Below are 18,974 nucleotides of genomic sequence, written 5' to 3' on the forward strand. Positions count from 1 at the left end.
CTTCCATCACAATACCACAAACTCCACCCGGCGATTCTTTTTTCTGTTTTCTTCCGAAGTATTGGGGGCAATGGGGTCAAGGCTTCCGCGTCCTTTGCTTTGAATACGCGAGCGTTGAATTCCTTTTTTGATCAGATAGGCTTCTACCGCTTGGCAGCGCTCTTGGGAAAGTTTTACGTTTAGGTCAAAATCGCCGGCACTGTCAGTATGTCCTCTGATTTCAATCCGAACCGTAGGGTTTTGGGTTAATGCTTCGGCTAATGCATCCAATTCTGGCTGCGAGTCGGCGCGAAGCACAGGACTGCTGCGGTCAAAATAGATATTTTTCAGCGTAATGGCTTTGCCTTTCTCGGGTATCTTAAAAGGTTCAATGGCTTTTTTGACAGGTATCATTTTAAACTGCACTACATTTTGAGGACGTAAATCCCGGACAGGCAAAAGAAGCGTCATAAAGCCTTCCGCAATGCATTCTACGAGGTAATTGGCTTTACGCGGAAGTTTGGCCGAAGCCTTGCCAGCGGCATCGGCCTGTAATTCAAAAACGCGTTTACCTTCTTCATCGGTCACGAAAAATTTAGCGCTTGAGACAGGTTGTTTTGTTTCAATATGTGTGGCATCAATCAAAACATAATATTCTTCCAGGGCTGCTGTACCTACCTGCGTAAAAGCCGTTAAGGAACAGCCGATATAAAACACAAAAAAGAGACTCGTAAATTTCATTGCTTGAGGTGGTTTTCGACCCTAAGTTAGCAAATGTGAAGTGTAGAAAAGCAAAAAGTTTATATCTATTAAAAAGCGATTTCCATTTTTAAGCAAATGCCTGCGGAGATAAGCGCTTGCCCTCTACCCGCATCCGTTCATAGACCTCAATCGTTGCCCATGTACACAAAATACTCGTTACGATAAGGAATGTAGCAAAAACGGCAAAGTGAGCGGCGGGCAATCCCTGAAAAAGAGAACCTAAGAAAAAAAATTAAACGTACTTTGAAGAACTGCGGAGTGAAAACTCAGTCTGGACAAGCATTATTATCAATAATTTACTGATTCATAACCATTTATTGTTCCCGTAATTATATTTTTACTTTGTATAACTACGGGAATAATAAATCTTAAAAACTATGCTTTTTTAGCAGTTTAAATGCCATTTACATCCGATGGGTCAACATCGGGCGGCAGCTTCCCCGGCGACTTTCGTCGTTTTTTGAGCGCATCGCTCAGAAGAAATTCAATTTGGCCGTTGGTGCTTCTAAACTCTTCCTGTGCCCATCGCTCCAACTCTTTCAGCATTTCGGCACTGACGCGAAGCACAAACGCCTTTTTTTCGTTGGCCATTGGTTTGAAAATGAAATTGACAGAAAATCCAAAGGGAATGTTTAGACAGCGACGTCTTTAAACATTCCCAAAAGTAGAAATTTAAGCGAAACGGTCAATTGTACAAGGTGCCAGCATTTATAACCGGACTCACTGATTTTTCACCGCAAAGCACTACCAGCAAGTTGCTTACCATAGCGGCTTTGCGCTCTTCGTCAAGGTGTACAATGCCTTTTTCCGAAAGTTTTGCCAATGCCATTTCCACCATTCCAACGGCACCGTCCACAATTTGCTTACGAGCCGCTACCACCGCCGATGCCTGCTGACGCTGGAGCATTGCCCCCGCAATTTCGGGCGAATAGGCCAAATGACTGATGCGTGCTTCATGAATTCCAACTCCAGCCCGAACCAATCGCTCCGTCAATTCGTGTTCAAGCATTTCATTGATTTTACCTGAACCGTCGCGCAGCGTAATCTCGGCATCTTCGTCTTCAATGGTATCATAACAATACATACCTGCCAATTTTCGTATAGCTGCCTCTGACTGAATTTCTACAAATTTTTGGTAATTATCCACTTCAAAAGAAGCCTGGGCAGTATCTTGTACGTGCCAGACCACAACGGCGGCAATTTCGATTGGATTGCCCATTTTATCGTTCACTTTCAGTTTTGGTCCGTTGAGATTGCGGGCACGCAAACTGATTTTACGGCGACGATACAAAGGGTTGACCCAACGTAATCCATTATGTCGGATGGTTCCGACGTATTCCCCGAAAAAAGTAGCTACAGCAGCCTCGTTGGGATTGATTACCGTTAAACCCATCGATAGAGTCGTGCCGCCAAGGAATAAAATAGTGGCCAGTAAACCTGCCTGTGCGCCCGCAGCTATCATTCCCCCAAAGATCCACAGGACCAAGATTGCCGCAATGAATGCATAACCCGAAGTAGAAGTAAGTTCTTTTTCTTTCATGACATATTTGATATTAAATTGATATTACAATAGTATCTATTTTTAACGAAAATTTCTCTGCAACAATGATAAAAGGCAAAACCGATTTATGAGTGGGAAAAACCAATTCTCAACCGTTTAGTTTTACAAGAAAAGCATTCAAAATCAAGCGAAAGGGTAGTAAAAGCACAGATTAACCGTTATTTTTTTTAATTTTGCGCCCTCATAAAAAGTCAAAAGCGGTACTTCAGTGCCGCAAACTGCCGAATACAATGCTAAGCGAACAAGAACTGTTGCGCCGCCAAAAGCGCGAAGAATTGATGAAACTGGGGATAGACCCCTACCCTGCCGAATCGTTTGACGTCAACGTCACCGCGGCCGACATCCACAAAAACTACGAAAACGATAAGTTAAACTATAAGAACATCTCCATCGCTGGCCGTTTGATGAGCTTCCGTATTATGGGAAGTGCCTCTTTCGTGGAGCTTCAGGACAGCACTGGACGCATTCAGTTGTATTTCCGTCGCGATGACCTATGTCCCGACGAAGACAAAACGCTGTATAACACCGTATTCAAAAAACTCCTCGACATCGGCGATATTATTGGCGTGAAAGGATTTGTGTTTACGACCCAAACCAACGAGATTTCGATTCACGTTCAAGAATTCAAAATCCTGAACAAGTCACTCAAACCGCTGCCCGTAGTCAAAGAAGCCGATGGAAAAACCTACGACGGTTTTACGGACCCTGAGCAGCGCTTTCGTCAGCGATACGTGGATTTGATTGTGAATCCGCACGTCAAAGATATTTTCATCAAGCGCGCCAAAATCATCAGTACCATGCGGCGCATTTTTGATGATAAAGGTTGGCTGGAAGTAGAAACGCCTATTTTACAGCCCATCCACGGCGGCGCAACGGCCCGTCCTTTCAAAACCCACCACAATACGTTGGATATGCCACTGTATATGCGTATTGCCAACGAGTTGTACCTCAAACGCCTCATCGTAGGCGGTTTTGACGGTGTGTATGAATTCGGGAAAATGTTCCGCAACGAAGGTATGGACCGTACGCACAACCCCGAGTTTACATCCTTGGAATTTTACGTGGCCTACAAAGACTACCACTGGATGATGAGTATTACCGAAGAGCTGCTAGAAAAAGTGGCTTTGGCGGTAAATGGTCAAACAAAAATACAATCATGGGGCAACGAAATCGACTTTGCGGGCCCGTATGAGCGGTTGAGCATTTTTGAAGCCATTGAAAAATATACAGGCGTCAATGTCGAAGGGAAAACAGAAGCCGAATTGATTGCGCATTGCAACGAATGGGGCATCGAAACGGACGGGACGATGGGCGTGGCCAAATTGATCGATGAGATCTTTGGGGCTAAAGTGGAAGACAACCTGATTCAACCGACGTTTATCATTGATTATCCCGTCGAAATGTCGCCGTTGACCAAAAAACACCGGAGCAAACCGGGCTTGGTGGAGCGATTTGAATTGTTTATCAACGGAAAAGAAGTTGCCAACGCGTATTCTGAGCTGAACGACCCCATCGACCAACGCGAACGCTTTGAGGAGCAACTCCGTCTGGCTGAGCGCGGCGACGAAGAAGCCATGGCGATGGACGAAGATTTTATCCGCTCACTGGAATACGGAATGCCGACCACGTCGGGAATCGGTATCGGCATCGACCGCCTTACAATGATGATGACCGACCAGACAAGCATTCAGGAAGTGTTGTTCTTCCCACAAATGCGCCCCGAAAAGAAAGCCGAAGTGGCATCTGAAAATGATTACATGACACAGGGCGTACCTACTGTTTGGATTCCTGCGTTGCAGAAAATGGGTTTTTTGACCATCGAAGCGCTAAAGGCGGCCAACCCCAACAAAGTCTTCAACGACTTGGGCGGCCTGCGTAAAAAGTTAAAAATCGAAGCTCCCATGCCCAAAAAGGAGGAAGTGGAAAGCTGGATAAACGGATAAAATCAATGAACCATAAGGCGAGGCAAACCCCTCGCCTTCTTTCTGACCTATGGACCTGACTACTCGCAAATTCCGCATCGAGCAAATCATCCCTGAAACAGCCGATACAAAGACGTTTGTCTTACAGCCCAATGATGATGCTCCTTTTGAGTATCAAGCGGGGCAATTTTTGACGTTGTTATTTGATGAATATGGCCAGGAAGTCAGGCGCTCTTTTTCTTTTTCGACCGCACCAGGAGTAGACGAGTTGCCCGCTATTACCATTAAGCGCGTGCCCAACGGGTTGGTTTCCCGTCGATTGCTTGATTATGCCAAAGAGGGCGATGTACTTACTGCACTGGAACCTTCAGGACGATTCATAATTCCACCCCATGAGGTGCCAAGCCATGTATTTTTGGTGGGAGCAGGGAGCGGAATTACGCCGCTTTTCTCTTTATTAAAACAACTTCTCTACGCCGAACCTCAAACCTACATTACGCTTCTTTACAGCAACAAAACGGTCGAATCTACGATTTTTTATGAGCAAATCAACCAATTGCAAGCGGCATATCCCAACCGCCTAAAAGTGATTTTTTTCTGGGGAAATGCCAAAAATCTACAGCAAGCCCGACTCAATAATTCGTTATTGGAAGAGATTGTCAAGCAACATTTGCTTTCCGCCAAAGACGATACCGCTTTTTATACCTGTGGGCCGTTGCATTTTATGCTTATGGTGCAAATTACCCTCCTTACCATGGGCTTTGCCAAAGACAGCATCCACCGCGAATTTTATACGGTCGATACCAAACCCCCTACTCCAAAGCAGTACAAACCACAATTCGTAACACTGGATTTTAAAGGAATATCCACAACGGTTGAAGTCGTCAATAACCTAACGATTTTGGATGCGGGATTAAAAGCAGGCTTGCCTTTGCCTTACAACTGCCGCTCAGGCCAATGCGGAAGTTGCATTGCCCAATGTGCAAAAGGTGTGGTTGAAATGGAATACAACGAAATTCTCACAGACGAAGAAGTAACACTCGGCCGCGTGCTAACGTGCATGGCGCACCCACTCACGGCCGATGTGCGCGTATCGTGGGATGTTTAGACCGTCACTGCTTTATACATTTCTGCAACGGTGTTGACCGCGTAGTCAATGTCTGCTTCGGTATTGTATTTTCCAAATGAAAAACGCACATTCCCACGGTCTGGAGCCACGCCAAGCGCCCCTAACACGTGCGAGCCCACTTCTGAGCCGCTAGAACAGGCACTTCCGCCCGAAGCTGAAATCTTGGCAATATCTAAATTAAAAAGCAACATATCACTGATGTCCGACGGCGGCAGACTCACGTTGAGTACGGTATAATTACTGCGCTCCAAATTTTCACAATCTCCGTTAAAACGCACATCTTCTATCTTTTCGCGGAAGCCCGCAATCATACGTTTTTTCAAATGTTCAATATGAGCACGGTGGCTATCCATGTCGCGATACGCAATTTCTAGGGCTTTCCCCAACCCCACAATTCCGTATACGTTCTCTGTGCCGCCGCGCATATTGCGCTCCTGCGAACCACCATGAATATAAGGATGAATTTTTACATCGGCATTGATGTACAAGAAGCCAACACCTTTCGGACCGTTGAATTTATGGGCCGCTCCAACGATAAAATGCGTTTTGAGTTGTTTCAGATCATGACGCAAATGCCCCACGGTTTGAACCGTATCGCTGTGAAAAATAGCGTTATACTGCGCACACAAATCGACTACTACATTCAAATCCAGCAAGTTACCGATTTCATTATTGCCGTGCATCAATGATACCAACGAACGCGGATTCGTCTGAAGTAGTTCTTCCAAATGATTCAAATCTACGTGGCCTTTGGCATCAATATTCACAAGGCTCAACTTGATTTTTCCCGCTTTGGCCAGATATTCCAAGGTATGCAATACTGCGTGGTGTTCCAACGGCGACGTAATGGCGTGCGTTAATCCATAATTATCAATGCTACACGTAATGGCCGTATTGTCGGCTTCGGTACCACCCGATGTAAAAAATATCTGTGCCGGTGAAGTATTCAACAACCCCGCTACCGTTTTACGCGCCTGTTCAATGGCCGATTTCACTACACGTCCGTGCCCATGAATAGAAGATGGATTGCCGTACTGCTCCGTCATCCAGGGAAGCATGGCTTCGATAACTTCGGGGGATATACGGGTGGTGGCGGCATTGTCCAGATAAACGCGGTCGGCTACGGAGCGAATCATGGGAGTAGTGTTAGTAGATGTTGAAGTGTTTTAAGACACTGAAAATTTATTAACTGCAAAAATACGCTGAAAGTTCTACTCTATCAACCTATCGAGTCGACCGAGTAATCATTTTTTTGAACAACCTCCAAAGAATGTTTGGTACAAAATTTGACGATTTCTTGAAAATTACCGTCAATTTTGCAGAAAATATGTTCCAATGCCCGTTATCTATCAATCAACCTATCCTGGTCCACCCCGTTATCTATTCAATGGTCATTTGCAAACCATCGTTCCTAGCGTTTTTCGGAAGGTTGAAGGAGTGGTATATGAGCGCGAACGATTCCTACTCTCAGACGGTGATTTTGTGGATATTGATTGGCTCGATACACGTAGTAAAAAACTGGTGGTACTAACTCACGGTTTGGAAGGCGATTCGGGAAGACATTATATCAAAGGAACCGCCAAATTGTTTTCGCAAAACGGTTGGGATGTGTTAGCATGGAACTGCCGCTCCTGTAGCGGTGAAATGAACAAAGCCTTTCGGCTGTACAATCACGGCGAAATTGGCGACATCAGCGAACTCATCAACCACGCCCTGCGCACCAAACATTACGAAAAAATAGTACTTGTGGGATACAGCATGGGCGGAAATATCTCCTTGAAATACGTGGGAGCAAAGGGCAGAGACCTGCCAGACGTTGTAAGAGGTGCAGCTACCTTTTCTGCCCCTACTAATCTGAAAACCAGCGCAGAACTTCTCGATTTACCAAAAAATCGGTTTTACCGCGACCGATTTATGAGAAAACTAACTAAAAAAATCACCGCTAAATCGGAGCTGTATCCAGGCAAATTGGACATGAGTCGCTTGAAAAACGTTAAAGTTTGGAAAGATTTTGACGATTTTTTTTCTGCGCCCGTCAACGGCTACCGCGATGCCGACGATTTTTACGAACAGGCATCCGCCGTCAATTTCATCAAGGAAGTACGCATTCCCGTTTTGATTTGTAACGCCCAAAACGATCCTATTTTAAATGCCGACTGCGCCCCGAAAGCATTGGCCGCAAAACACCCCTTCATTTTTGTAGAAACCCCCAAGACGGGCGGGCACGTGGGTTTTTTGGTCAAAAACGATGAATTTGCGTGGTCTGAACGTAGAGCATTGGATTTTTTGAGTTAAGACTAAAAGCCCTCGAAAGTCCAAATTTCGAGGGCTTTTAGTTACGACAGGTGCTTTTTGAGAATATTCTCAATCATGTCGCCACTTACATAAATTGGCTTGTCGGTGATGGTTATTTTGAGTTTGTTATCTTCTACTGCGTATTCCCCTTTTACCTTGCTGATTCCAGCAGGAAGCGAAAAAGAGCCCGCTGCACTGTCGCCAGTCATGGTGCCATTTCCTGATTCAATGGCGCGTTTTGCTTTCGCCAAAATTGTTTCTGCGGTTCCTTCAAACGGAATATCGAAATTGTGTGCCATAAATTCTGTTACTTTAATACATTGACCTGTTTAGGCCGCGAAGTTAAAAATTTACCAACAATTCCGCTTGCTCGTGGATAAGTTGATTGATAAGCGCATCTTTAATTTCTCCTTCTTGAAAATTTTTCTTCATAAACGGAATCTTCACCCGCTGGGCCAACACATTCAATCCTAAGTAATGAAAGACATCAATCAAGTGACTCAACGCCAACGCCGACCCTTGCACACCGTCCGAAATTCCGACCAAGGCGGCTTTTTTATGCTTCAATTCGCTAGGATAGCCCAATCCGTCAATGAACCCTTTTAGTGCCCCAGGATAAGATCCGTTGTATTCTGGTACGATAAAAACAAATTTATCGGCCTCCTTCATCATCTTACGATAGGCATTAAAAACTTCATTTTTTCCGTTATTTTCGTACAAGGCGGTCCTTATGAAGTCGTCAGGAAGTTCGGCAATGTCCAAAATTTGACTTTCGGCATTGAATTCGGCGAGTAACTTTTGATAAAACAAAGCTACGTCTTTAGATTTGGAGTTTCGCCGATTGGTACCGACTACGATTGTTATCATTTTGATAAATGGAACGTTATATACCAGATAAATGACAAGCAGCCCTAAATTGTTCAATAAAAACAAAAATCATCTTGTATTCGCCTAAACTTTTCTGGCTCAATGGTCTGTTTTTTCGCATTGGCCTGAAACGAATAGCACTCATTATCATGTTTTTACCTTTAATTGACAGCCTGTAACAATGATAAATCGTCAAATAACGTTTGCAGTTTTTCTCCAAAAACGATGCATATAAAATTTTACAATCCATTCCAACCTTTCTTTAAACCTGTGCGTCATTAGAACATACCGGCATACATGAAAGATGAACGAACGTTAGTTGAAGGGTGTCGAAATAAAGACCGCATAGCCCAGCGAACGCTTTATGAGCGTTTTGCGGGGAAAATGTTTGCCGTTTGTCAACGCTACACGCGCAGCCGTTTTGAGGCCGAGGATGTTCTTCAAGAAGCGTTTATTAAGGTTTTTTCCCAGATACATACGTTCAGATATGATTGTCCGTTGGAAGCGTGGATTAAGCGTGTGGTCATCAATACCGCCATTTCATACTTGCGAAAAGAAAAAGCGTACTTAGAGCAAGCAGATATTGATAACCATACCGATGCCGTAGCAGAAAACGAGACAGCCCTGTCGGGGATTCAATACCAGCAGTTGCTGTCGTTGGTACGCGAACTCCCCCCTGGCTGCCAATCGGTGTTCAACCTGTACGCAATCGAGGGTTATCAACACAATGAAATTGCCGAAATGCTGGGAATTTCAGAAGGTACGTCCAAATCGCAATACGCCCGGGCAAAACAGTTGTTACAGGCAAAGATGTTGGAAAGTTTTTAATTAGGTTTCAGTTAGAAAAAATGGATACGTCGGAACAGAATAATTTTGAAGAAAACTGGCGCAGAGCGTTTGACGACGCCTCCGAGATGCCCCCCGATTCGGTGTGGGCGCGGATAGAGGAACGTTTGGACGAAGAGGAGAAAGAGCGCGTGGTAGTGTTGCCGTTGTGGCGTCGTTGGCAAAATATGCATTGGATGGCGGCGGCGGGTGTGGCTTTGTTGGCTATTTCGTTAGGGGGCTGGTGGTTGAGTCAAAACACCCGTTCAGATACGTTGCGTGGAAACATCGCCCAAAATGAAGCAAAAGTTATTGTTCCCAATAAAGAGGCTATTTCAAAGGAGCAAAACAAAAAACCAACCCCTGAAATCGCTTCTGCCGAACAAACTGCCCAATCGACGATTGTACAAAAAGAAGATAAACAAGTTGACAAAAATCCACTCCAACTTTCTAAAAAAACATCTATTGCCTCAACTGACAACACATCTAACCCAAAAAACAAGGCGGGTGCTACCGATATTGCTAAAAAATTACCAAAAGAATGGGCGATAAAAGAAGAAAGTGCAATTGCGAAAACCCAGTCTTCCAGCCCACTGCCCGTTTTATCCGCCGCTCCCCAATCAAATTCAAACCTCAAAGAAAACAGCCTGCAAACGAATGATTTGATTACTAACCAATTGACTATATCCACACCTATTTTTGAATCAACACCAGCGGTAGAAATTAATGCGCTCGACGGCAAAAATCTGCGCAACTTACCCGGCTTATCCAAAAAACAAATTTGGGTAGCCTATCAGGCACCTGAAAGCAGTGCCGAAACACCCAAAAAAGCCTCAACGAAAGAGTACTGGGCGTCGGTCGGTATTATGCCTGCCAGCTATAACGCTGGGGTGGCCATTGGAGGAAGCTCTGCAGGTCGGGCATTTGCGATGTCGGGCCAAAATGCGTTGGCCAATACAACCAACTCTACCAACGCTGGCTCAAACCGCGCTGCCCTTTCGTACGCGGTTCAGTGGCAGGGAGGTTTACAACTGAACCAACGCTGGTCTATCGAAACAGGAGTCAACTATTTACAGGGAAATTCTGTCTTTGAAGGGACAAATGGATTTAATGTGTACACCAACAGTTACGTCAACAACCTCGAAGCAGCTGTCAACCTGAGCAATAATCTTACAAAACAGTATGATTTTGCGAGTGCAGGGAGCGATAAATCCCAAATTCAGTCCTTTGCCACCAATCAAAACATTTCGAATGCCTACCAGTATTTACAAGTCCCAGTGCAAGCTGGATTTGCGTTGGTCAAGCCCAAACGCAAGCTATCTCTTTGGCTTATAGGCGGATTTATCAATAATATTTTCTTAAGAAATAGCTTTGAATCAGGACAGGAGCGAATCGTTTCTGTAAGCGGAGCCGACAATCCTTACAAGACACTGTCGCTGTCGGCAAGTACGGGAATGCGGGTTCAATACAAAATGAGCAAACGCTGGACCACGTTGATTTCTGGAAATTACCAACAGGCGCTTGGCTCTAATACCCGTTCTAACGCACTTTTTGACGCCAAACCTCACCTTTTTGGCGTAGGTGCAGGATTGAGGTATGGATTTTAAAGGTGGCACAAACTACCGTTTCATATCGTTTCCCAGCATTACCTCGGGAGCGACCATTACGCGCGTGCCTTCGGAGGCATTCTCCAGATTAAGTACGCCACGCGGACATACCGCCGAACAAATACCGCAGCCCACGCACGACGAGCGTACGATGTCTTGCCCGCGCTGGGCGTAGGCCCGCACGTCGATGCCCATTTCACAATACGTCGAACAATTTCCACAGGAAATACATTGTCCACCGTTGGTTGTAATGCGAAAACGCGATTTTTTGCGCTGCCAAAGGCCTAAATACGCGGCTAACGGACAACCGAAACGACACCAAACACGGTTGCCCATGAGTGGATAAAAACCCGTTCCAACCACACCTGCAAAAATGCCTCCAATCCAAAAACCATAAGCCGACCGCACACTGTAACTGTCAATAAATAGGACATTGGACGAGCCTGTAAAATAGGTATAAAGAACCATTGCTGTCATCAGCACCGCAAATACCAACACACCATGTACAATATAACGCTCTATTTTCCAGGACTTTAATGACTTATCCGAAAGTTGGCGATACGGGTCACCTAGGGTTTCGGCCAAGCCTCCACAGCCACACACCCACGAGCAGTACCAGCGTTTCCCAAAGAAATACGTCATCACGGGTACTCCTATCAAGAATAAGATAATGCCCCAAACCAACATAAAAATCCCCAAACCACCACTCTGGACCAAACTATTGAGATTGTAATCAAAGAAAAAGTCGTAATCGAGCGGCCAGATATTTTTGAAATCGTAATAAGGTTTATTCAAACTCACCAGTATCTCCGGAATGATAAACGCCACTGCCGTCTGAAAAAACATCACCGATAGTGTACGTACTTGCTGATACCTGCTGTGGCGATATTTAATCAGCATTCGAACGCCCATTACGGTCACGCAAATAGTATACAAAAACCCGTACAAAAACCACCGACTTGCCTCACCGCCATTAAAGGCTTTACTCAGTGGGTCCACGAGCAGCGTCCAATTGACGAGGTACTGCGGGAAATAATAAAGTAAAATATAAAAACCAATCAGAAAAGTACCTACCATCCACCCCAACGCCCCTCTTGCGGTAGATGATTGTTGAAAGATATGGTTGTTCTTGATACCAGGAAGCAATCGTAATTGAGGCAATATGTAAAGCAATGCCCCTAGAATAGCTAAGCCAAAGGTTAAAAAAAGCCACTGAGAAGGGGTTTCTTTCAACGGCCCTTGGGCGGCGGCTTTGGTGATGGCAAAACTATATTCGTCATAAATTACCTTATCCCACTGTTGGGCGGCTTTATACTCCGAATTGAGTCCATTCAGCTCATTATCAAACGCGTAACTAAACGCCCAACCGTTGCTGTAGGTTTTGTTGAGCATGGGTTGCAGGCGTGTACCCAATGTAGACTGATGCTCTGGCTTGATATTTTGTTTCAAAATGGCGGGAGTGAGTGTAAACTCATTCATAGTCAACGTATAAAGCCATAACCCGAAACCTGCCAAAAACAGACCTAAGCCCAAACCAGAGAGAATTTTCATGCCAAAAAGGGAGTTTTACTTCCCCTAATATACAGCAAAAACCTTTAAAAAGATTTCTGCATAAAAAAGCGCGGAGCTTTTTGAGCCCCGCGCCTGTAATATATTCGAAAAAAAATCTTACGAAATGGATTCGGCTAGTACCAGTACTTTGTTGTTCAGTACTTCAACTACGCCGCCATCTACTGTAAAGGTTTCCTTGTGGGCCCCTTCTACGACGATAGCACCTTGTCCGAGGGTACTTACAAGGGCAGCGTGGTTATTTAAAACCTGAAACTGTCCTTCTGTACCTGGAAAAGTAACCGCAGAAACTTCGCCAGAGAAGATTTTTTTATCGGGAGTGATGATTTCTAAATTCATATCGGAAACGATTTAATTATCTACCCGCCGCTTCTTTCAACAGACGCTCTCCTTTTTCGATGGCATCTTCGATGGTTCCAACAAGGTTGAACGCTGATTCGGGCAAGTGGTCAAACTCACCGTCCATGATTTGATTAAAGCCTTTGATGGTATCGTTGATGTCAACCAAAACTCCTTTCAAACCGGTAAATGCTTCTGCCACGAAAAACGGCTGTGATAAGAAACGCTGTACACGACGAGCGCGGTTTACCGTCAGTTTATCTTCTTCCGACAATTCTTCCATACCCAAAATCGCGATAATATCCTGCAATTCTTTGTAGCGTTGGAGGATTTGTTTTACGCGCTGAGCACAGTTATAGTGCGCATCTCCTAGGTTTTCAGCACTCAAAATACGGCTTGAAGAATCGAGTGGATCCACCGCAGGATAGATACCCAACTCGGCAATCTTACGGCTCAATACCGTCGTAGCGTCCAAGTGAGCAAATGTCGTAGCAGGAGCAGGGTCAGTCAAGTCATCGGCAGGTACGTAAACGGCCTGTACCGAAGTGATTGAACCACGCTTGGTAGAAGTAATACGCTCTTGCATCGCACCCATTTCGGTTGCGAGTGTAGGCTGATAACCTACGGCTGATGGCATACGACCCAAAAGGGCTGATACCTCAGAACCTGCCTGCGTAAAACGGAAAATGTTATCAATAAAGAAAAGGATATCACGACCTTGTCCAGTACCGTCTCCATCGCGGAAATACTCAGCAATCGTCAAACCTGACAACGCCACGCGGGCACGTGCTCCTGGAGGTTCGTTCATCTGACCAAACACGAACGTAGCTTGCGATTTTTTCAATTCTTCGTAATCTACTTTCGATAAGTCCCAACCGCCTTCTTCCATGCTATGTTTGAACGCGTCACCATATTTGATGATACCCGCTTCAATCATCTCACGCATCAAGTCGTTTCCTTCACGAGTACGCTCACCTACTCCAGCAAACACCGAAAGACCAGCATACGCTTTGGCGATGTTGTTAATCAGTTCTTGGATCAATACGGTCTTACCTACCCCAGCACCACCAAACAAACCGATTTTACCTCCTTTTACGTAAGGAGCCAAAAGGTCAATCACTTTGATACCTGTGAAAAGAACTTCGGTAGCCGTAGCCAAATCTTCAAACTTAGGAGCTGAACGGTGAATGGATAAGCCGTTTACTTTGCTTACCTGCTTCATTCCGTCGATAGCATCTCCCACTACGTTGAACAGACGCCCTTTGATGTCTTCACCGATGGGCATTGTGATGGGGCTTCCCAAGTCAAATACGTCCATCCCGCGTTGAATCCCTTCGGTACCCTCCATTGCGATGGTGCGTACGCGGTCTTCGCCGAGGTGTTGCTGACATTCCAGAATTACCTTCTGTCCGTTGGGCTTGGTTAGTTCCAAAGCATCAAGGATAGATGGTAGGCGCTTGCCTTCCCCCTCAAAACTCACGTCCACAACTGGGCCAATCACCTGCGTTACTTTGCCTATGTTTGTTGTGTTTGCCATTGTATATGTTATAGTGTTATTCGTTATGAGTTTATACGTTAGTAGTTAATTTTTCAATCTTTAACCGCAACGGAGTGCCGCTGTGGAATTGCTACTAAGCATTAACTGTTTAAGTTTCAGGCCGCAAAATTAGTCGTTTGTTTTATTAAAGCCAAACACCCTTGAGTAGTATTTTGGATATTTTCTATAGAAATGCCATTTTTTTTCAATAATCCTTGTGCAAAAACGGGTTTGGGGAAATTTGGTCGCGCAAAAACTACCTGCTTAAATTAGCTAAAAGTCTTGCCAGAACGGAGTTTTGAGAGAATGTTTTCAACCCTTTAAAACCAGACTTTTACTTTCACTCATCTACTATGAAGTCGACGGTTGTTTGAGGATAATCCTGAAGGTCGTTCCTTTTCCTACTTCCGAATTTTTGACAAACAATTTTCCCCCGTGGTATTCTTCAATAATACGTTTGGCCAGAGTCAACCCCAAGCCCCAACCTCTTTTTTTGGTACTTATTCCCGGCTTAAATACTTTCTGCCAGTTTCCTCTCGAAATCCCTTTCCCAGTATCGCTGATATCAATGGCTATTTCTTGCTTGTTCAACACAAATATTCGCACTTTAAGCGCACCGACGCCCGTCATGGCATCAACGGCGTTTTTACAGATATTTTCAATCACCCATTCAAACAGGTTTCGGTTGATATTCATTTGACGCTCTTCGGGCAGGTCATTCACAAACGTAACTTTTACTTTGGTTGAAATTCGTCGTTTGAGATAATCTAAAAAGGTTGAAACTACCTCTGATACATTTTCGTATTTCATGGCGGGCGTTGAACCGATGCTGGAAAAGCGCGTAGTAATCATTTCCAAGCGTTTTACGTCCTTCTCAATCTCACCAGTATATTCATCGGGATAACGTTCGGGGTCGGTCCGAAAAAACTCCACCCATCCCATTAGAGAGGCAATCGGCGTTCCTAACTGATGCGCCGTTTCTTTTGCCAATCCTACCCAAACGCGGTTTTGTTCGGCGGTACGCGATGCACTGAACACCAGATATGCGAGGAATCCCAGCACCAATAAGCTCAACAACTGAACATAAGGATAGTACCTCATTTGTACCAATAATGACGAATCACTGAAATAAATGTACTGTTTCGTACCAGCCACATCCACTTCAATCGGCGGATGTTCATCTTTCATTTCTTCGAAGGCTTCAATGAGTAACTTTTGTTTTTCTGATGGGTAGTGCGCAGGCAAATCCAGGTTAGTGCCGTCGATGGGCACTTTGTCCTCTCCCACCAAAATAGTAGGGATGCGACTTTGAAAAATATTGTCTTTTACAACTTCAAACAGAAAAGTATAATCTTCCGTAATCGAGTGATTGGCCGAATATTCAATCAATTGGGCATATAAAGTCAACTGTCTTTTTTCTCGGGCATCTACGTTTTCAACAATATTGTAGGTATAGATAATGGAAGCGATGCCAATCAAAGCTAGATTGATTCCGATAAAAATTTGATAAAGATTCTTTTGACTGTAAATGTCGATTGCAGGTAGCTTCATAGCATTGATAAGACGCAAAGGTTTTTATAAAAATACATTGAAAATGGCGAAAACACCTTTGGCCCTTTGATTAATTTAGAATGAGTATAAATTATGGCGTCTAATTTCAATCACGCATCTAATTTTTGGGAGAATGCGTACGTACAATCAAACGATGGCATAAAATTAAAATTACAGACATTCTTTTGATTAATCAAAGCTTGGTGATGCACCTCTTCAGTTTCCAAAATATGACTTTAATCATATTACAAACTTCCAAAGGTCATCTTACGCATTCTCAACTAATCAGATATTGCCAAGGAATTACGGCCAATAATTTATAATCTTTCTAAATTACTAAGTAGGCGCATTTTAATTCTTTGAAATAGGTTTTTGAAATAACTTTGTAGACTTTTTGTTAGGCAAGTGACATGGAATCATTACAGTTTAGAAGTATAGGCATTTCGTACAAAACCGCTCCCCTCGAAATCCGGGAGCAAATTGCATTAAACGAAGACGAAGCGAAAGCTTTGATGTTGAAAGTGCAGGAATTTTTTGGTGGTTCAGACATCTTGGTGGTTTCAACCTGTAACCGCACGGAAATCTATTACAACGCACCTCAGGATTTCAACGTAGCCATTGCCAAGTTACTTCTGATTGAAAAAGGCCTCATCAATACCGAAGCCTATCTCCCCTATTTCACTTTTTACGCTTCTCAAGATGCTGCCGCACGGCATTTATTTGAAGTAGCCACGGGCTTGCACTCGCAGGTAGTGGGTGACATGCAGATTCCCAATCAAGTCAAACACGCATACCAATGGTCGGTTGATTTGGGCATGGCGGGACCGTTTTTGCACCGATTATTGCACACAATTTTCTTTGCCAACAAGCGCGTAGCCCAAGAAACATCTTTCCGAGATGGTGCCGCTTCGACTTCGTATGTTGCGGTAGAGCTGATTGAGCACGTCACTACTTTAAAAGAAAACCCTTCCATTTTGGTCGTGGGTGTGGGTGAAATCGGAACGGATGTTTGTCGCAATTTGAAAGAAAAGAAATACACAAATATAAAGGTTATCAACCGTACCCGCGCCAAGGCCGAACAACTCGCCCTCGAACTCGGATTTGAAGTAGGAGATTTTGAAAATGTAGAGGAGGAAATCCGTAAAGCAGACGTGGTCATCTCTTCGATTCAGCGCGACGAACCTTTTATTACCAAAGAACTTCTCCGTAAACAATCCCTGTATTCATTCAAATACCTGATTGACTTATCGGTACCGCGCAGCGTAGCGATAGACGCCGAACAGGTTCCTGGGGTGATTGTATATAACATTGATAATATTCAGCAACGCGCCAACGAAGCACTCAGCCGCCGTTTGGCTTCTATCCCACAGGTCGAGTCCATCATTACGCAAGCCTTGGATGAGTTTGGAGATTGGTCGAAAGAGATGGTTGTTTCTCCGACAATCCAAAAGCTAAAAAATGCGTTGGAGCAAATTCGGCAAGAAGAATTGGCTCGTTATATGAAGTCAATGAACGAAGATGAGGCTGCAAAAGTGGATAAAATCACGTCGAGTATGATGCAGAAAATCCTCAAGCTGCCCGTTCTTCAGCTCAAAGCGGCCTGTAAGCGCGGAGAAGCCGAAACGCTCATTGACGTGCTCAATGATTTATTTAATCTGGAGCAACAGCCTGAGCGCAAATAAGCCAGCGCTGCTTATTTTACCTTTCCGTACTTTTTCATAATTTCTACCACTTTCTGCACAGGAAGGGCCTCTATGGTGTGCCCTTGGTAACCTTTTGTCGTTTTGGCCATCAATAATGAATTAAGGATGGCTTCTTCGGTTGCTTCAATCACAGCCAAAAACAAGGGCGAAGTATCGTCATTTCGAAGCAATTTTTGCTCTTCAAATTTTGACTTCGAATCGTGCGGAATGGTATAAGCCGTTGAAAATGCAATGACATAATCGCCGCTTCCGTTGGCCATGATTCCCCCCGTTTTGCCCAAGCCGATCAAGGCTCGTTTTGCCATACGCTTCAGATTTCGGGCGTCCAAAGGTGCATCGGTGGCTACGACAATCATGCATGAGCCATCGCCAGATTTATCAAGGGTTTCTTTGAAAGAATACTTACCAAGTTCTACGCCTACGGGTACCCCAGCCACTTCTAGTACACCCCCAAAATTGGTTTGAACCAACACACCTACCGTGTATCCACCCAACAGGGCAGGAAGTTTTCGGGAAGAAGTACCGATGCCGCCTTTCCATCCAAAACACACGGTTCCCGTACCAGCCCCCACGTTCCCTTCTTCCACGCTGCCAGAGGTAGCCGTTTGCAAAGCCTTTATCACATCTGCCTGTTTTACATGCCGCCCTCTGATATCATTTAAGTAACTATCGTTGGTTTCTCCCACAATCGGATTGACCGAACGGACATTTTCATTGCCTTTTTGGGTTAAAGTCCAATCGACCAGCGCGGCGGCGGCCGTCGAAACATTTAAGGTGTTGGTCAAGACGATGGGAGTTTCGATATTTCCCAATTCAGCCACTTGGCTATAACCAGCGAGTTTTCCGAATCCGTTTCCTAATTCAATGGCAGCGGGGATTTTTTGTTGAAACATATTACCGTCGTGCGGTAATATAACCGTCGCTCCCGTACGTATACTATCTCCCACATTCAGCGTGGTTTGACCAACTTTCACCCCTGCCACATCCGTAATGGCATTTAACTTACCCGTTGGCAGTATTCCTATTTTTACCCCAAGGTCGCGAAGACGTTTGTTTTGGGTAAAAGTAGCATGGTGGATTCCAACGACCAATCCTATCAAGAGGGCATAATGGCGAGTCATTTTGAGGTAATATTTTTTCGTGAACAAAGGTCTTGTTTGTTAAATATCGAGTATTTAGGGTACGATACAAACGAAGAATGTACTAAAGCCGAAGATATTTTGTAACTATCTGATTATAGGATATTTGGATGTCAATCCATCGAATCATTATTTCAATATATTCAGTGCATAAGCGTATAAAATTATCATTTGCGTTTTTGAGACCTC

At 44.5% G+C, this 18,974-nt stretch carries 17 protein-coding genes; 6 read left to right on the forward strand and 11 right to left on the reverse strand.

Translation table 11 applies throughout. The features are described 5' to 3' along the window. Positions 1-6 precede the first annotated feature (6 nt). The 3 genes from DVG78_RS18165 to DVG78_RS18175 all read right to left on the reverse strand — a co-directional run bounded on the left by DVG78_RS18165 (position 7) and on the right by DVG78_RS18175 (position 2,281). On the reverse strand, positions 7-720 hold the full coding sequence (locus DVG78_RS18165; RefSeq protein WP_114462465.1) for an OmpA family protein: 714 nt from the start codon (positions 718-720) through the stop codon (positions 7-9). Between the two features lie 414 nt (positions 721-1,134). Next, positions 1,135-1,332: a type II toxin-antitoxin system antitoxin gene (locus tag DVG78_RS18170; RefSeq protein WP_114462466.1), complete on the reverse strand. Its 198-nt coding sequence runs from the start codon at positions 1,330-1,332 to the stop codon at positions 1,135-1,137. Positions 1,333-1,426: 94 nt separating this feature from the next. Beyond that, positions 1,427-2,281, reverse strand: coding sequence for an SPFH domain-containing protein (locus tag DVG78_RS18175; RefSeq protein ID WP_114462467.1), 855 nt, complete (start codon positions 2,279-2,281; stop codon positions 1,427-1,429). A gap of 251 nt (positions 2,282-2,532) precedes the next feature. Between DVG78_RS18175 and lysS the strand changes: the two genes are divergently transcribed. Both lysS and DVG78_RS18185 read left to right on the forward strand, forming a co-directional pair. Continuing rightward, positions 2,533-4,245, forward strand: a complete 1,713-nt coding sequence (gene lysS / locus DVG78_RS18180; RefSeq protein WP_114462491.1) for a lysine--tRNA ligase — start codon at positions 2,533-2,535, stop codon at positions 4,243-4,245. 49 nt (positions 4,246-4,294) lie between these two features. Continuing rightward, positions 4,295-5,332: a ferredoxin--NADP reductase gene (locus tag DVG78_RS18185; protein WP_114462468.1), complete on the forward strand. Its 1,038-nt coding sequence runs from the start codon at positions 4,295-4,297 to the stop codon at positions 5,330-5,332. Here the strand turns inward: DVG78_RS18185 and DVG78_RS18190 are convergent. Next, complete coding sequence (locus tag DVG78_RS18190) at positions 5,329-6,489, reverse strand: cysteine desulfurase family protein (RefSeq protein WP_114462469.1); 1,161 nt, start codon at positions 6,487-6,489, stop codon at positions 5,329-5,331. The two genes, DVG78_RS18185 and DVG78_RS18190, sit on opposite strands and share 4 nt — an antisense overlap. A gap of 199 nt (positions 6,490-6,688) precedes the next feature. On the opposite strand from DVG78_RS18190, the gene DVG78_RS18195 reads away from it, so the two are divergent. After that, complete coding sequence (locus DVG78_RS18195) at positions 6,689-7,648, forward strand: YheT family hydrolase (protein WP_114462470.1); 960 nt, start codon at positions 6,689-6,691, stop codon at positions 7,646-7,648. Between the two features lie 41 nt (positions 7,649-7,689). Here the strand turns inward: DVG78_RS18195 and DVG78_RS18200 are convergent, their stop codons facing one another. Together DVG78_RS18200 and DVG78_RS18205 are read right to left on the reverse strand one after the other, a co-directional pair. Beyond that, positions 7,690-7,947: a hypothetical protein gene (locus tag DVG78_RS18200; RefSeq protein ID WP_114462471.1), complete on the reverse strand. Its 258-nt coding sequence runs from the start codon at positions 7,945-7,947 to the stop codon at positions 7,690-7,692. A 43-nt stretch (positions 7,948-7,990) separates the two neighbouring features. Beyond that, entirely contained in the window at positions 7,991-8,515 is a 525-nt protein-coding gene (locus DVG78_RS18205) for an NADPH-dependent FMN reductase (RefSeq protein ID WP_114070331.1), read from the reverse strand. A 297-nt stretch (positions 8,516-8,812) separates the two neighbouring features. Between DVG78_RS18205 and DVG78_RS18210 the strand changes: the two genes are divergently transcribed. Next, positions 8,813-9,343, forward strand: a complete 531-nt coding sequence (locus DVG78_RS18210) for an RNA polymerase sigma factor (RefSeq protein WP_114462472.1) — start codon at positions 8,813-8,815, stop codon at positions 9,341-9,343. Positions 9,344-9,363: 20 nt separating this feature from the next. After that, the gene (locus DVG78_RS18215) at positions 9,364-10,947 is read left to right on the forward strand and encodes an anti-sigma factor (RefSeq protein ID WP_114462473.1); all 1,584 of its coding nucleotides are present in this window, start codon (positions 9,364-9,366) and stop codon (positions 10,945-10,947) included. Between the two features lie 12 nt (positions 10,948-10,959). On the opposite strand, the gene DVG78_RS18220 is transcribed toward DVG78_RS18215, so the two are convergent. The 4 genes from DVG78_RS18220 to DVG78_RS18235 form a co-directional block, all read right to left on the reverse strand. Then, positions 10,960-12,498 (reverse strand): 4Fe-4S binding protein, encoded by a 1,539-nt coding sequence (locus DVG78_RS18220; protein WP_114462474.1) that lies wholly within the window; start codon positions 12,496-12,498, stop codon positions 10,960-10,962. 117 nt (positions 12,499-12,615) lie between these two features. Beyond that, entirely contained in the window at positions 12,616-12,855 is a 240-nt protein-coding gene (gene atpC, locus DVG78_RS18225) for an ATP synthase F1 subunit epsilon (RefSeq protein ID WP_114068094.1), read from the reverse strand. Positions 12,856-12,871: 16 nt separating this feature from the next. Continuing rightward, on the reverse strand, positions 12,872-14,392 hold the full coding sequence (gene atpD, locus DVG78_RS18230; protein WP_114462475.1) for a F0F1 ATP synthase subunit beta: 1,521 nt from the start codon (positions 14,390-14,392) through the stop codon (positions 12,872-12,874). A gap of 351 nt (positions 14,393-14,743) precedes the next feature. Beyond that, a complete protein-coding gene (locus DVG78_RS18235) occupies positions 14,744-15,943 on the reverse strand; it encodes a sensor histidine kinase (protein ID WP_114462476.1) in 1,200 nt (399 codons plus the stop codon). Positions 15,944-16,353: 410 nt separating this feature from the next. Here DVG78_RS18235 and hemA point away from each other — a divergent pair, with 410 nt between their 5' ends. Continuing rightward, positions 16,354-17,625, forward strand: a complete 1,272-nt coding sequence (gene hemA / locus DVG78_RS18240; protein ID WP_114462477.1) for a glutamyl-tRNA reductase — start codon at positions 16,354-16,356, stop codon at positions 17,623-17,625. Positions 17,626-17,636: 11 nt separating this feature from the next. On the opposite strand, the gene DVG78_RS18245 is transcribed toward hemA, so the two are convergent. Then, the gene (locus DVG78_RS18245) at positions 17,637-18,767 is read right to left on the reverse strand and encodes a DmpA family aminopeptidase (RefSeq protein WP_114462478.1); all 1,131 of its coding nucleotides are present in this window, start codon (positions 18,765-18,767) and stop codon (positions 17,637-17,639) included. Positions 18,768-18,974 lie beyond the last annotated feature (207 nt).

The sequence above is a fragment of the Runella aurantiaca genome (genome assembly GCF_003339505.1).
GTDB lineage: Bacteria > Bacteroidota > Bacteroidia > Cytophagales > Spirosomataceae > Runella > Runella aurantiaca.

Excerpts from the sequence above, each read along its gene's own strand:
- DVG78_RS18165 (WP_114462465.1), bottom strand. The coding sequence starts at position 720 with ATGAAATTTACGAGTCTCTTTTTTGTGTTTTATATCGGCTGTTCCTTA.
- DVG78_RS18170 (WP_114462466.1), bottom strand. The coding sequence starts at position 1,332 with ATGGCCAACGAAAAAAAGGCGTTTGTGCTTCGCGTCAGTGCCGAAATG.
- DVG78_RS18175 (WP_114462467.1), bottom strand. The coding sequence starts at position 2,281 with ATGAAAGAAAAAGAACTTACTTCTACTTCGGGTTATGCATTCATTGCG.
- lysS (WP_114462491.1), top strand. The coding sequence starts at position 2,533 with ATGCTAAGCGAACAAGAACTGTTGCGCCGCCAAAAGCGCGAAGAATTG.
- DVG78_RS18185 (WP_114462468.1), top strand. The coding sequence starts at position 4,295 with ATGGACCTGACTACTCGCAAATTCCGCATCGAGCAAATCATCCCTGAA.
- DVG78_RS18190 (WP_114462469.1), bottom strand. The coding sequence starts at position 6,489 with ATGATTCGCTCCGTAGCCGACCGCGTTTATCTGGACAATGCCGCCACC.
- DVG78_RS18195 (WP_114462470.1), top strand. The coding sequence starts at position 6,689 with ATGCCCGTTATCTATCAATCAACCTATCCTGGTCCACCCCGTTATCTA.
- DVG78_RS18200 (WP_114462471.1), bottom strand. The coding sequence starts at position 7,947 with ATGGCACACAATTTCGATATTCCGTTTGAAGGAACCGCAGAAACAATT.
- DVG78_RS18205 (WP_114070331.1), bottom strand. The coding sequence starts at position 8,515 with ATGATAACAATCGTAGTCGGTACCAATCGGCGAAACTCCAAATCTAAA.
- DVG78_RS18210 (WP_114462472.1), top strand. The coding sequence starts at position 8,813 with ATGAAAGATGAACGAACGTTAGTTGAAGGGTGTCGAAATAAAGACCGC.
- DVG78_RS18215 (WP_114462473.1), top strand. The coding sequence starts at position 9,364 with ATGGATACGTCGGAACAGAATAATTTTGAAGAAAACTGGCGCAGAGCG.
- DVG78_RS18220 (WP_114462474.1), bottom strand. The coding sequence starts at position 12,498 with ATGAAAATTCTCTCTGGTTTGGGCTTAGGTCTGTTTTTGGCAGGTTTC.
- atpC (WP_114068094.1), bottom strand. The coding sequence starts at position 12,855 with ATGAATTTAGAAATCATCACTCCCGATAAAAAAATCTTCTCTGGCGAA.
- atpD (WP_114462475.1), bottom strand. The coding sequence starts at position 14,392 with ATGGCAAACACAACAAACATAGGCAAAGTAACGCAGGTGATTGGCCCA.
- DVG78_RS18235 (WP_114462476.1), bottom strand. The coding sequence starts at position 15,943 with ATGAAGCTACCTGCAATCGACATTTACAGTCAAAAGAATCTTTATCAA.
- hemA (WP_114462477.1), top strand. The coding sequence starts at position 16,354 with ATGGAATCATTACAGTTTAGAAGTATAGGCATTTCGTACAAAACCGCT.
- DVG78_RS18245 (WP_114462478.1), bottom strand. The coding sequence starts at position 18,767 with ATGACTCGCCATTATGCCCTCTTGATAGGATTGGTCGTTGGAATCCAC.